Here is a 14,942-nt window from a genome sequence, read left to right as displayed (position 1 = left end):
TCTCGCTTTTTTCTTTGATAAAGAGACTGCAAAAGCTTTACTCTTTAATTATTTACTTTTTATACCTATCAATGGTAGTCTTTCCATTAAATATAAACGTATTCATCAAATTTGTATGTCTTTCTATATTTTTTTCAAAATCTTTTTCATTTGATAAAAATAAAACATTGTAAAGAATTAATCCACTAACAAAACTGTCACTATAACCTAAAAAAAACTTATCTCCTTTTTTAGCTTTAATTTTATATCTTAGAGTTTCTATATTATTATAATTTACAATTTCTTTATCAATTATAGAACAATCACAAGTATCACCATAAAACTTCTCATAGGAATCATCTAAAAGATTACCTTCTATAAAATTATGTTCGTAGATTTTTGAAATTGATAAGGTATAATTAAAAACATTCTTCTTTGTATTAACAAATATTGAAATATTAGCACCATTTACATCCATTTCTGACATCTTAGTCTTTTTTTCTAATAAAACAACATAATCTTGCTCTTTATCTACAAAAACGCTTCTTTTTTCTTGACTAAAACAATTGAAAACTGATACAAACGTTAGAAATAATACTAATCTATTCATTCTTTTCTTTTTTAAATAAAAATAAAAAACCAACTAAAAAAAGCCCAACATTTGCCAAATTATCAAGTAATATATTTTCATTAGGATATAAAAAAATGGTGTTATCACTATTCGTTTTTAACTCAATAACTGCTCCTGCTTTGATAATATTACAATACTTTCCTTTAATATTTTTTGTATGAGTTTTATTTTTAAATATAAATCTAAAACTAGGGCTTTTGGTCCTATTTCTTTCATTACATGAAGTCAGAACTTCTAATACTTCTACTTTAACTATCTTACCAGTTTTCATTGTTTTATAATCCATAACACCTCCTATAGATATTATTATAGAAATAGCAATTAAAATAATACCTGATACTTTGTACATCATACAATTTTGTTTTTATTAAAAATTTTTATGTTAATAATCATGCAAAGATAAATAATTAAATACCCCTATCGTTTATCTAAAAAACAATATTTATAAGCTGTTATTCTTAATAACACATTGCTTAAAATTTTTTAATAACCTTATTTAATTTTCTTAAAAGAATATTACGTGTATAGCACCATTTTGTCATAGCTTACAATTTGGCCTTTAGATAAAGCTGAAAAACTTCAATCTATTGTAAAATTGATATATCTTCTTGAACCTAGTACTTTATTTACATTAATGTGTCCATAAAATATCCATAATAATCTGCAACATTTGGTAACCAGACCTCGTACTTCTAAATTCCAACCATAGTCAAGATGCAATATCTGACACCTTATTTCCACCTCCACTATAACTCAATCCTATAGAAATATTAACTCCATTATAAGATATTGTTCAAATGCAATGGATATATTTGGTAAACCTGCATAAGGAGAAATATCTGTTTGTGAATATTTTAATTAATAAAGCTGTCTCCGAAGATGGAGATAATACTTCCGATAAATACTACAAAACAAGACAATAGAATAAAGTACTATAAAAATGCTTATCACTCTTTTTTTTCATAAAGTTATTTTGAATATTAGCAATTATTTTTTTTACAGCAGCACAAATGCATAACCTTTATTATTATCATACAAAAAACTATAAGATTAAATTATATCTTAAATAAGATTAAGTAAATTAATTTAATAAGGTTTTAAGCTGTTTTTATAAGTTCCATAAGGAAAAAAACTAACTCTAAGTTTTTACCCCTAAAAACAATCTATTTTCATTTAGAGATACTCATATCAATTATCTCTTTATTTAGATTTAGTGTAAAAAAAAACCTCAATCTTATAGTATAAGATTGAGGTTAAAAAGAAAGGCAACGACCTACTCTCCCACCATCGGCAGTACCATCGGCGCTAATGGGCTTAACTTCTCTGTTCGGAATGGTAAGAGGTGAGCCCCATTGCAATAATCACCTTAAATCGTTTCAGTGTATTTCAACTGTAAAAGTTAACATATTAGTAAAATCATATCATAAATTATCAAAGAGTTGCGCTTCCCTCCGTAGAGGGAAGACGATATACATAAGCCTATGGGTTATTAGTACTACTCGGCTATGACATTACTGCCTTTACACCTGTAGCCTATCAACGTTGTAATCTCCAACGACCCTTTAAAGAAATCTCATCTTGTGGTGGGTTTCGCGCTTATATGCTTTCAGCGCTTATCCCTTCCGAACGTAGCTACTCTGCAGTGCTCCTGGCGGAACAACAGATACACCAGAGGTTCGTCCAACTCGGTCCTCTCGTACTAAAGTCAGATCCACTCAAATTTCTAACGCCCACAGCAGATAGAGACCGAACTGTCTCACGACGTTCTGAACCCAGCTCGCGTGCCACTTTAATGGGCGAACAGCCCAACCCTTGGGACCTTCTCCAGCCCCAGGATGTGACGAGCCGACATCGAGGTGCCAAACCCCCCCGTCGATGTGAGCTCTTGGGGGAGATCAGCCTGTTATCCCCGGAGTACCTTTTATCCTTTGAGCGATGGCCCTTCCATGCGGAACCACCGGATCACTATGCTCTACTTTCGTACCTGATCGACCTGTATGTCTCTCAGTCAAGCTCCCTTATGCCATTGCACTCTACGCACGGTTACCAAACGTGCTGAGGGAACCTTTAGAAGCCTCCGTTACTCTTTTGGAGGCGACCACCCCAGTCAAACTACCCACCACGCACTGTTCTCATTGCTGAGTTAGGCTCTAGATAAGCAAAGGGTGGTATTTCAAGGACGACTCCACAACGCCTAGCGACGCCGCTTCAATGTCTCCCACCTATCCTACACATTACTTATCCAAAGTCAATACGAAGCTATAGTAAAGGTTCACGGGGTCTTTTCGTCCCGCTGCGGGTAATCGGCATCTTCACCGATACTACAATTTCACCGAGCTCATGGCTGAGACAGTGTCCAGATCGTTGCACCATTCGTGCAGGTCGGAACTTACCCGACAAGGAATTTCGCTACCTTAGGACCGTTATAGTTACGGCCGCCGTTTACTGGGGCTTCATTTCAGATCTTCGCCGAAGCTAAACCCTCCACTTAACCTTCCAGCACCGGGCAGGTGTCAGGCCTTATACATCATCTTTCAATTTAGCAAAGCCCTGTGTTTTTGATAAACAGTCGCCTGGACCTTTTCACTGCGGCCCCACAGAGTGGGGCGACCCTTCTCCCGAAGTTACGGGTCGATTTTGCCTAGTTCCTTAGCCATGAATCTCTCGAGCACCTTAGAATTCTCATCCCAACTACCTGTGTCGGTTTACGGTACGGGTTCTTATAATCTGAAGCTTAGAGGTTTTTCTTGGAAGCCCTTAGGCACACTATCAACGCATCCGAAGACTTGTTGTACTATCACACTTCAGCTAAAGCTGCGGATTTGCCTACAGCTCTAATACCTAAATGTTTCAACGAACTATTCCGTCAGTTCGCGGTGCTTTCATCACTCCGTCACCCCATCGCAATTATAAGAAGTACAGGAATATTAACCTGTTGTCCATCGACTACTCCCTTCGGATTCGCCTTAGGTCCCGACTAACCCTCAGCTGATTAGCATCGCTGAGGAAACCTTAGTCTTTCGGTGAGGGGGTTTCTCGCCCCCTTTATCGTTACTTATGCCTACATTTTCTTTTCTATCCGCTCCAGCATACCTCACAGTACACCTTCGGCGCAAATAGAATGCTCCCCTACCACTTATATATAAATATAAATCCATAGCTTCGGTAATATGTTTATGCCCGATTATTATCCATGCAAAACCGCTCGACTAGTGAGCTGTTACGCACTCTTTAAATGAATGGCTGCTTCCAAGCCAACATCCTAGCTGTCTAAGCAGTTTCACCTCGTTAGTTCAACTTAACATATATTTGGGGACCTTAGCTGATGGTCTGGGTTCTTTCCCTCTCGGACATGGACCTTAGCACCCATGCCCTCACTGCTGAGAAACATTTTATAGCATTCGGAGTTTGTCAGGAATTGGTAGGCGGTGAAGCCCCCGCATCCAATCAGTAGCTCTACCTCTATAAAACTTTTACTCAACGCTGCACCTAAATGCATTTCGGGGAGTACGAGCTATTTCCGAGTTTGATTGGCCTTTCACCCCTACCCACAGGTCATCCAAAGACTTTTCAACGTCAACTGGTTCGGTCCTCCACTGTGTGTTACCACAGCTTCAACCTGCCCATGGGTAGATCACTCGGTTTCGCGTCTACTACTACTAACTAATCTCGCCCTATTCAGACTCGCTTTCGCTTCGGCTCCGGACCTTAAATCCTTAACCTTGCTAGCAACAGTAACTCGTAGGCTCATTATGCAAAAGGCACGCCGTCACACAGTAAATGTGCTCCGACCGCTTGTAGGCGTACGGTTTCAGGTTCTCTTTCACTCCCTTACTTAGGGTTCTTTTCACCTTTCCCTCACGGTACTAGTTCACTATCGGTCTTTCAGGAGTATTTAGCCTTACCGGATGGTCCCGGTGGATTCATACAGGATTACACGTGTCCCGCACTACTCAGGGTACTGCTATATCCTCTTCGCTTACCTATACGAGACTATCACTCTCTTTGGTTCGTCTTTCCAAACGATTCTAGTTCACTTAGATTCTAATGTCGCAGCCCTACAACCCCAATACTGCCGTAACAGCATTGGTTTGGGCTAATCCGCGTTCGCTCGCCACTACTAACGGAATCACTATTGTTTTCTCTTCCTCTGGTTACTTAGATGTTTCAGTTCACCAGGTTTGCCCCCTTACGGGTAACATGTCTTCAACATGCTGGGTTGCCCCATTCGGAAATCTACGGATCATAAAATATGTGCTTCTCCCCGTAGCTTATCGCAGCTTATCGCGTCCTTCATCGCCTCTGAAAGCCTAGGCATCCGCCATACGCCCTTATTTAGCTTATTGTACTTTTTGCTCTAGAATTACTTCTAGAACGAGCTCTTTATAATTTGTTTTTATAAAAAATATTCTTGTTAAATATTTAAATTTAACTTCTCTATCTTGATTCTTTACGATATCATTCTACCAATATGTCAATGAACGTTTTCAGATTATAAAAACCTGATTGTGGAGAATACCGGAGTCGAACCGGTGACCTCTTGCGTGCAAGGCAAGCGCTCTAGCCAGCTGAGCTAATCCCCCATAGTCTTTTAGGCATGAGTTCTTAGTCGTGAGTTATTAGTTGTAACAACCCATACTTCTCAACTTCTAAAATTTCCTTCACTAAGGGTCTTATTGTAGTCTCGGGCAGACTCGAACTGCCGACCTCTACATTATCAGTGTAGCGCTCTAACCAGCTGAGCTACGAGACTATAAGATCTTAGTCTAATATTTTAAAATTAACAGCAAAGAGTAAAATAATTCATTTGTAACTCACCATCTTTCTCTAGAAAGGAGGTGTTCCAGCCGCACCTTCCGGTACGGCTACCTTGTTACGACTTAGCCCTAGTTACCAGTTTTACCCTAGGCCGCTCCTCTCGGTAACGAACTTCAGGCACCCCCAGCTTCCATGGCTTGACGGGCGGTGTGTACAAGGCCCGGGAACGTATTCACCGGATCATGGCTGATATCCGATTACTAGCGATTCCAGCTTCACGGAGTCGAGTTGCAGACTCCGATCCGAACTGTGATATGGTTTATAGATTCGCTCCTATTCGCATAGTGGCTGCTCATTGTCCATACCATTGTAGCACGTGTGTAGCCCAGGACGTAAGGGCCGTGATGATTTGACGTCATCCCCACCTTCCTCGCGGTTTGCACCGGCAGTCTCGCTAGAGTCCTCAGCTTGACCTGTTAGCAACTAACGATAGGGGTTGCGCTCGTTATAGGACTTAACCTGACACCTCACGGCACGAGCTGACGACAACCATGCAGCACCTTGTAAAGTGTCCGAAGAAAAATCTATCTCTAGACCTGTCACTCTACATTTAAGCCCTGGTAAGGTTCCTCGCGTATCATCGAATTAAACCACATGCTCCACCGCTTGTGCGGGCCCCCGTCAATTCCTTTGAGTTTCAATCTTGCGATCGTACTCCCCAGGTGGGACACTTATCACTTTCGCTTAGTCACTGAAGTAAACCCCAACAACTAGTGTCCATCGTTTACGGCGTGGACTACCAGGGTATCTAATCCTGTTCGCTCCCCACGCTTTCGTCCATGAGCGTCAGTATATACGTAGTAGACTGCCTTCGCAATCGGTATTCTAAGTAATATCTATGCATTTCACCGCTACACTACTTATTCTATCTACTTCCGTATAACTCAAGTCAACCAGTATCAAAGGCAGTTCCATAGTTAAGCTATGGGATTTCACCTCTGACTTAATTGACCGCCTGCGGACCCTTTAAACCCAATGATTCCGGATAACGCTTGCACCCTCCGTATTACCGCGGCTGCTGGCACGGAGTTAGCCGGTGCTTATTCTTACAGTACCGTCAAGGCCGTACACGTACGACTGTTTCTTCCTGTATAAAAGCAGTTTACAACCCATAGGGCAGTCTTCCTGCACGCGGCATGGCTGGTTCAGAGTTGCCTCCATTGACCAATATTCCTCACTGCTGCCTCCCGTAGGAGTCTGGTCCGTGTCTCAGTACCAGTGTGGGGGATAATCCTCTCAGACCCCCTACCTATCGTTGCCATGGTAAGCCGTTACCTTACCATCTAGCTAATAGGACGCATAGTCATCTTGTACCCATAAATGTTTAATTAGATAGCGATGCCGCTTCCCAATATTATGGAGTATTAATCTTCATTTCTAAAGGCTATCCTCCTGTACAAGGCAGATTCTATACGCGTTACGCACCCGTTCGCCGGTCGTCAGCAAAAAAGCAAGCTTTTTCCTGTTACCCCTCGACTTGCATGTGTTAAGCCTGCCGCTAGCGTTCATCCTGAGCCAGGATCAAACTCTTCATTGTATAATCTTTAATATTATGAATGAATAAGTTTCAAAAGAATTTTATCTAACGAAGTTAGACATGTTATTCTACTCTTTGTTTTACGCTGTCAATTTCAATATTTTCAATGAACTTTGTTAATCGCAATACTTAGTCTTCTCAACCAAAATCTTAATCAACTCTCTTGTAGAAATACTAGACTCGAACTAGTTGATTTTTTTTATCTAAATCATTCCAAAATTTCTGTGATCGTGTCGCTTTATTTAAGCGGTTGCAAATTTACAAACCTTTTTGAAACTGACAAACTTTTTTGAAAGTTTTTTTTAATTTGTTTTTGCTAGAATTTTAATGAACTGTCGTCTCTAAAACGGACTGCAAAGATAGCATCTTTATTTTGTAATAAACAAGAATAATTTAACTTATTTTTTACTCTCTTTTAACACCTCTCTACCGCCTATTTTAATGAACTTTTGCTATCTTTATAACTTGTCGTTTTCCCGTTAGCGGGTGCAAATATAGAACCCTTTTTTAACATAACAACTATCTTTTTTAATCTTTTTTTGAATTATTTTTTACATCACCTATCTATCAATAAGTTACACCCTAAAGTTTTTTAGGTTAGGTATTGCTTTTATCAAGTTCTGTATGATTTATAATGCTTATTACTTATAATTAACCACTCCTATATTCCTAACCGGAGCTCTTTCGCATCGTAAAAAAGAAAGAACTGCCCACTCCGTTTTGCTTCTTTGATTTATATTTTACAAGAATGAACAGTAGAACGATAAGTAAACTATTTGTTCTCCTCTTATAAAAAGTATTATAAAACATTAATTAGAGAAGTTTAATATTCCTGCTCTATTCACTTTGTAGCAAAGTTATATCCTTATCATATGCTTGATATACTAATTAGTATCATTTCATCTGGTATTAAGTTATAAAGCATTAATGTATTTTTATTCTTACGCCTATTCTTTATATAAATTTTTAAATATTACCCAATAAAAAAGCCTTCCAAAATTTGGAAGGCTTTTTTAAGCTTTTATATACTATTTACTAGGTTGGTTCTTCACCGTCTAATAATGGTGTAGTTTGTAATACGAAATCTTGTCCGTGTACATATTCACCGTTTTCATCGGTCTTACTGTAATCATAAGCCCATCTGTGAACTTCTGGAATAGCTCCAGGCCAGTTTCCGTGAATATGCTCTACTGGTGTAGTCCACTCTAATGTATTTGCATTCCATGGGTTTTGTGATGCTACTTTTCCTCTGTAGATTGAGATAAAGAAGTTAGCTAAGAAAATTAACTGAGCTAAACCTCCAATGATAGCCATTACCGTCATAAATACGTTAATATCTGCTAAATCATCAAACATTGGGAAGTTTGTGTTTGTATAGTAACGACGTGGTAAACCTGCTAATCCTACAAAGTGCATTGGGAAGAATACTCCATATGCAGAGATTATAGTAATCCAGAAATGCCAGTATCCTAATGTTTTGTTCATCATTCTACCATACATTTTTGGGAACCAGTGGTACACCCCTGCGAACATTCCGAATAATGCAGATACACCCATTACTAAGTGGAAGTGCGCTACTACGAAATACGTATCGTGTACATTGATATCTAATGCAGAATCTCCTAATACTAATCCTGTTAAACCTCCTGTTACGAATGTAGATACTAATCCGATAGAGAATAACATACCTGGATTCATTTGTAAGTTACCTTTCCATAGTGTTGTTACATAGTTAAATGCTTTTACTGCTGATGGAATTGCAATTAATACTGTTGTGAATGTAAATACCGATCCTAAGAATGGATTCATTCCTGAAATAAACATGTGGTGACCCCATACAATTGTAGATAAGAATGCAATTGCCATAATTGATCCAATCATTGCGCGGTATCCGAAAATTGGTTTACGTGCGTTTGTAGAGATAACTTCTGATGTTAATCCTAATGCTGGTAATAATATGATATATACCTCTGGGTGACCTAAGAACCAGAATAAGTGTTCAAATAATACTGGTGATCCTCCTTGGTAATGTAATACTTCTCCTGAAATAAAGATATCCGATAAATAGAATGATGTTCCAAAGCTTCTATCGAATATTAATAATAAAGCTGCAGATAATAATACTGGGAACGAAATAACACCAATAATAGCTGTAATGAAGAATGCCCACATTGTTAATGGCAATCTTGTCATCTTCATTCCTTTTGTACGTAAGTTTAATATAGTAACAATATAGTTTAATGATCCAATTAATGAAGATGCAATGAATATTGCCATAGACACTAACCATAAAGTCATACCTGCTCCTGAACCTGGAATTGCTTGTGGTAATGCAGATAATGGAGGGTAAATAGTCCAACCTGCAGATGCTGGTCCTGCTTCAACAAACAATGATATAACCATTACTACTGATGATAAGAAAAATAACCAGTAAGAAACCATGTTTAAGAAACCAGAAGCCATATCACGTGCTCCAATCTGTAATGGAATTAGTAAGTTTGAAAAGGTACCACTTAAACCTGCTGTTAATACAAAGAATACCATTATTGTACCGTGTATTGTTACCAATGCTAAGTACATATCTGGGTTCATAATACCATCTGTTTGATGGTTTCCTAAAAATGCTTCAATTATTGAGAATGAAGTATCTGGCCATGCAATTTGCAAACGAAATAACATAGACATAAAACCTCCAATGATACCCATGAATATACCTGTAACAAGGAACTGCTTCGAGATCATTTTGTGATCTGTACTGAAGATATATTTAGTTACAAATGTTTCTTTGTGATGATGATCTGACATAATCTATCTTTTATATAACTTTTTTGAAAAAATCTTATTTAATAACTTGAGCTAATGTTTTTTGCTCTGATAACCACTTCTTGTATTCAGCTTCTTCAACAACAGTAATTTTCATTTGCATGTTGTAGTGAGATGCTCCACAAATTTTGTTACATAACAATAAGTAGTTAAATTCATAAGGCTCTTCACCTTTAGCTCTTCTAATTTTGTTAATTCCTTCAGTTTTCGCTATTACTTCAGAATTTTGACGCATTTCTTCTGTAGTATACTTAGGTGTAAATGCAAACTGAGTAATCATACCTGGAACACAGTTCATTTGTGCTCTAAAGTGTGGCATGTACGCAGAGTGTAATACATCTTGTGAACGGAATTTAAATAATATTTTCTTTCCTTTCGGTAATACTAATTCAGTAACTTTTTTATCATCTTGTGATTTAGGATCTGACATATCAACTCCCATAGAGTTAATTCCTTTAATGAAATTTACATTTCCTAATCCTAACTCATTATCTTCTCCTGCATAACGTGCTTGCCAGTCGAATTGTCTTGAATATACTTCAATTTCAATTGGGTTCTCATCGTCTCCAACATACATAATGTTGTTCCAAGCCCATAATCCATATCCAATTAATAATACAATTGTTACTGCTGGAATAGAAGTCCATAAAAGCTCTAATTTGTGGCTATCTGCATAAAATAATGCTTTTCTGTCCTTGTTTCCTCTGTACTTATAACTAAAGTAAAAGATTAAGAACTGCATTCCAAATTGAACAATTCCAATTAACCAAAATGTAATATTGAATAAGTTATCATCGTGTTCTCCTTCGATAGAAGCAGATTCTGGTAACATTATTACATTCATTGCTATTAAACAGTAAATCATCATTGCATATAAGAATGCTAAGAATCCTAAAGCTAATTTACCTTGTGTTTCGTTGTCTTTATCTGTAGCAATTACAGAACGGAAATTCATGATACGAGTAATTTGCCAAAAACTTACTCCTATTGCAACTGCTATGAAAATATAAAATAAAGCGAGCATATTATCTAAACTATTTGTTTATTAATTCTAATTATTAATGATGATTACTATCTTCTCCTCTGTGTTCGATATTATAGTAATGGAAAGTTTCACTCTCATGTAAGAATGGGTTTCCTTTTGCTACTGGATCTGCTTTTGCAAATGCATTGAACGTTGCGAAAATAAACAATCCTACGAAGAATAAGATTGCACTGATTTCTCCAACTCCAAATCCGTATTGAGCTCCTACAGTACCAGGCATAATCATTACGAATAAATCTAAGTAGTGACCTGCTAATATTACTACTCCTCCTAATGTTACAAACCAAGGTACACTCTTAAAGTCACTGTTGATTAATAATAATACTGGGAAGATGAAGTTCATTACTACCATTGCTAAGAATGGTACTTTGTATTCGTTAAAACGCAATAAGTAATATGTAGTTTCCTCTGGCATATCTGCATACCAAATTAACATAAACTGAGCAAACCATAAGTAAGTCCAGAATACAGAGAAACCAAACATGTATTTAGCTAAATCGTGAATATGGCTATCGTTAACTAATGGTAAATATCCTTTAGAACGTAAGTAAATTGTTACAAAAGCAATTACTGTTAAAGCTGATACTAAGAAAGTAGCTAATACATACCATCCGAATAATGTTGAGAACCAGTGTGGGTCAATTCCCATAATCCAATCCCAAGCCATCATAGATTCTGTAATCATAAAGAAAAATAAGAAGATTACAGATATGTTATAATTTCTCTTGTGTAATTTTAAATCACCATTATCTTGTTGGATAGACCCTTTTCTGATAATAAAACGGTAAGCATTCCATACTAATAAATAGAAGATACTTCTAATTAACCAACCTGGTGTATTTAAGTACCATTTCTTTCCATCAATAATTGGATCGTAGTTTGGACTTGTAGGATCTACAACTCCTTCTCCCATCCATGGAAATAAGTGGTTGATGTGCATTGCTGTAGCAATTAAGAACAATAACATAATTGCACTTACATAGTGCATGTTTGCTGTTATTGCTTCCATTACTCTAAACAACACTACAGACCATCCTGCTTGTGCTACTCTTTGAATTGCATAGAAAGCTAATACTAATAATGTTACTCCTAAGAAGAATAATAACGCAACAAAGAAAGCAGCCCATGGTCTGTTTTTCATTTGATGAAAAGCGTGCTCTGCATGTGCATCTCCGTGATCTTCACCGTGTGCATTAGCTGCATGCGCATCTTTAGATACTGCAACTTCTGCATGTGATTCTTTCACCTCTTTTTGGTGAGTATCTTCTGCGTTTACAGCAGTACTATCTGCTGTGTGAGCTTCTTCTGTTGTTTCTTTTGCATGTGTAGCAGTGCTATCAGCTTCGTGTGCTTTTGTAGCTGCTTCTTCTGAATGTTTTTCAACTTCAGCATGCGCTTCAGTCTTAGCTTCTTTAGCGTGAGCTTTTTCTTCACCATGTGAATCAGCTGCTCCGTGACCACCTCCATGGTGAGCCTCTTGTTTTGCTAAAATTTCTTTTGCTTCTTCTAATGTTTTAGGCGCCGTCATAAAACTAGCGGCAGTACCTAAGGCTCCTAAAACCATAAGAGCAATAGCAAGCATTTTTAATTTTCCTGAAAACTGGTACATATCTTAACTATCTATTATAGACTTATTTTAATTCGCTTCTTAATTTTTCTACGTATTGTACAATTTGCCAACGCTCTTTGTACTTTAACTGTGATGCATGAGATCCCATTAAGTTTTTACCATACATAATTACATGGTAAATATTTCCTGGTGTTAAATCTCTATCCTTGTAATTTGGAATACCATTGAATTTATCTCTTTGTGATAAAACTCCGTTTCCATCTCCTTTTGTTCCATGACAAGAGGCACAGTAAATTCCGTATAATTCTTTACCTTTTTCTAAGTTAACCTCATTAGTAGGTAAAGGGTTTTTTAATTCAGCTTTCGCTTTTTCATATCCTTCATTTGTATCAGGAATATCATAAGCTACTATACCATTTCTACTTACAGTACCTGCAACTGGTAATCTATCAACCATTCCTCCTGGTGAATTAGCTCCATTTGCATCATAAGCTACAGACACATACATATCTGGCATATATTGTACTTGTGGTTTACGTTTGTTATTACAAGAAGCTAAGCTTGCAACTACAACTAAAGCGATAATTATTTTTAAGCTCTTCATATCTCTTAATTAATGCTTTTCTACTACGTTAATTTCTACAGCTCCTGTTGTTTCTAACAAAGCTTTTAATTCTTCTTCGTTACCGTGAACAGGGATCTCCATTAAGAAGTGATCATCTGTAGTTCTTGGATCTGGGTTTTCAGCTTTTTTGAATGGCCAAATTTTACTTCTCATGTAAAATGTAATAACCATTAAGTGGGCTGCAAAGAATACTGTTAATTCGAACATGATTGGAACGAAAGCTGGCATGTTAGTAGCCCAAGAAAAATTAGGTTTACCTCCAATATCTTGTGGCCAATCTGCAATCATAGTATACCATGTTAACCAAATAGCAACCGATAAACCTGTAATACCATACATAAAAGCAGTGATGGCTAAACGTGTTGGTGCTAATCCCATTGCTTTGTCTAATCCGTGAACTGGAAATGGACAAAATACCTCTTCAATATGATGGTGATCTGCTTTTACTTTCTTAACGGCATCCATTAAGATATCATCATCATTATATAATGCGTGAATTACTTTATTAGTGCTCATTGTTCTCCTCTCTTAATTTTTTATAGTTCTCACCTGTTGATTTCAAGATTGTCTTAATCTCTGCTGTAGGAATTACAGGGAAAGTTCTTGCATATAATAAGAATAATACAAAGAAGAATCCAATAGTTCCAATAAAGATACCTACATCTACAAATGTTGGCTCAAAACGCCACCATGTTGATGGTAATTGACCTTTACTTAATACAATTGCGATAATATCGAAACGCTCAAACCACATTCCTATATTAATGATAATTGAGATAATGAAAGACCAAATAAAACTTCTTCTAATTTTCTTAAACCATAATAATTGTGGAGTAAAAATGTTACAGATTAATAAAGACCAAAATGCCCATCCGTAAGCTCCTGCTTCTGCTCCAAAAGATAAATAAGTATAATTTTCGTAAGGTGATCCTGTATACCATGCAATAAAGAACTCTGTTGCATATGCTACTGCTACGATACCTCCTGTTACGATAATTACGATATTCATATACTCTACGTGTAGACGTGTAATATATGCTTCCATATTCGTTACTTTACGCATAATACCTAATAAAGTTTGTACCATTGCGAATCCAGAGAAAATTGCCCCTGCTACGAAATATGGAGGAAAGATTGTTGAGTGCCATCCTGGGTTAATAGATGTTGCGAAGTCCATCGATACAATCGTGTGTACTGAAAGTACTAATGGAGTTGCTAAACCTGCTAATACTAATGATACTTCTTCAAAACGTTGCCAATCTTTAGCTCTACCTGACCATCCGAAAGATAATAATGCATATATCTTCTTTTGGAATGGCTTAACAGCTCTATCACGGATTGTTGCAAAATCAGGTAATAAACCAGTCCACCAGAATACTAATGATACCGATAAATACGTAGAGATTGCAAATACATCCCATAATAAAGGCGAGTTAAAGTTTACCCATAACGAACCAAACTGGTTAGGAATTGGTAATACCCAGTACCCATTCCATGGACGTCCCATGTGAATAATTGGGAATAAACCTGCTTGGAATACGGCAAAGATTGTCATTGCCTCTGCAGAACGGTTAATTGCCATTCTCCATTTTTGACGGAATAATAATAATACCGCTGAGATAAGTGTTCCGGCGTGACCGATACCTACCCACCATACAAAGTTGGTGATATCCCATGCCCAACCGATATTTTTACTTAATCCCCATACACCGATTCCTGTTCCTACGGTGTAAAAGATACATCCAAATCCCCATAACATTGCTGCTAAAGAGATATAGAATGCTACATACCAATGTTTGTTTGCTTTACCTTCAATAGGTTTTGCAATATCTTCAGTAATATCATGGTAACTCTTGTCACCAAGTATTAATGGTTCTCTATAAGATGATTCGTAATGAGACGACATAAATCTAT

At 37.1% G+C, this 14,942-nt stretch carries 8 protein-coding genes, 2 tRNA genes and 3 rRNA genes; all 13 read right to left on the bottom strand.

The window, feature by feature from the left end; translation table 11 throughout:
* Positions 1-52 precede the first annotated feature (52 nt).
* A complete protein-coding gene (locus ACOQN8_RS08075) occupies positions 53-589 on the bottom strand; it encodes a hypothetical protein (protein ID WP_420552288.1) in 537 nt (178 codons plus the stop codon).
* Entirely contained in the window at positions 582-962 is a 381-nt protein-coding gene (locus ACOQN8_RS08070; protein WP_420552287.1) for a hypothetical protein, read from the bottom strand. Before ACOQN8_RS08070 ends, ACOQN8_RS08075 begins: the two co-directional genes overlap by 8 nt.
* A gap of 908 nt (positions 963-1,870) precedes the next feature.
* Positions 1,871-1,979, bottom strand: a 5S ribosomal RNA gene (rrf, locus tag ACOQN8_RS08065).
* Between the two features lie 100 nt (positions 1,980-2,079).
* Positions 2,080-4,956, bottom strand: a 23S ribosomal RNA gene (locus tag ACOQN8_RS08060).
* A 163-nt stretch (positions 4,957-5,119) separates the two neighbouring features.
* Positions 5,120-5,193 (bottom strand) — tRNA-Ala (locus ACOQN8_RS08055).
* A gap of 96 nt (positions 5,194-5,289) precedes the next feature.
* Positions 5,290-5,363: transfer RNA gene (locus ACOQN8_RS08050), tRNA-Ile, on the bottom strand.
* Between the two features lie 78 nt (positions 5,364-5,441).
* Positions 5,442-6,965, bottom strand: a 16S ribosomal RNA gene (locus ACOQN8_RS08045).
* Together the 16S, 23S and 5S rRNA genes with 2 tRNA genes alongside form the textbook arrangement of a ribosomal RNA operon.
* A 1,035-nt stretch (positions 6,966-8,000) precedes the next feature.
* A complete protein-coding gene (locus tag ACOQN8_RS08040) occupies positions 8,001-9,770 on the bottom strand; it encodes a cytochrome c oxidase subunit I (protein WP_420552286.1) in 1,770 nt (589 codons plus the stop codon).
* A gap of 34 nt (positions 9,771-9,804) precedes the next feature.
* The gene (locus tag ACOQN8_RS08035; protein ID WP_150900169.1) at positions 9,805-10,812 is read right to left on the bottom strand and encodes a cytochrome c oxidase subunit II; all 1,008 of its coding nucleotides are present in this window, start codon (positions 10,810-10,812) and stop codon (positions 9,805-9,807) included.
* A 34-nt stretch (positions 10,813-10,846) separates the two neighbouring features.
* Positions 10,847-12,442, bottom strand: a complete 1,596-nt coding sequence (locus tag ACOQN8_RS08030; RefSeq protein WP_420552285.1) for a quinol:cytochrome C oxidoreductase — start codon at positions 12,440-12,442, stop codon at positions 10,847-10,849.
* Positions 12,443-12,464: 22 nt separating this feature from the next.
* A complete protein-coding gene (locus ACOQN8_RS08025) occupies positions 12,465-13,007 on the bottom strand; it encodes a c-type cytochrome (RefSeq protein WP_175578715.1) in 543 nt (180 codons plus the stop codon).
* 9 nt (positions 13,008-13,016) lie between these two features.
* Positions 13,017-13,544, bottom strand: coding sequence for a DUF3341 domain-containing protein (locus ACOQN8_RS08020; RefSeq protein WP_150900171.1), 528 nt, complete (start codon positions 13,542-13,544; stop codon positions 13,017-13,019).
* A complete protein-coding gene (nrfD, locus tag ACOQN8_RS08015) occupies positions 13,534-14,934 on the bottom strand; it encodes an NrfD/PsrC family molybdoenzyme membrane anchor subunit (protein ID WP_150900172.1) in 1,401 nt (466 codons plus the stop codon). The genes ACOQN8_RS08020 and nrfD overlap by 11 nt, the downstream gene beginning before the upstream one ends.
* Positions 14,935-14,942 lie beyond the last annotated feature (8 nt).

The sequence above is a fragment of the Tenacibaculum aiptasiae genome (genome assembly GCF_965221665.1).
GTDB classification, from domain to species: Bacteria; Bacteroidota; Bacteroidia; order Flavobacteriales; family Flavobacteriaceae; genus Polaribacter; species Polaribacter aiptasiae.
The sequence above is the reverse complement of the archived record's forward strand: the minus strand, read 5'-3'. Positions and strand labels throughout refer to the sequence as shown.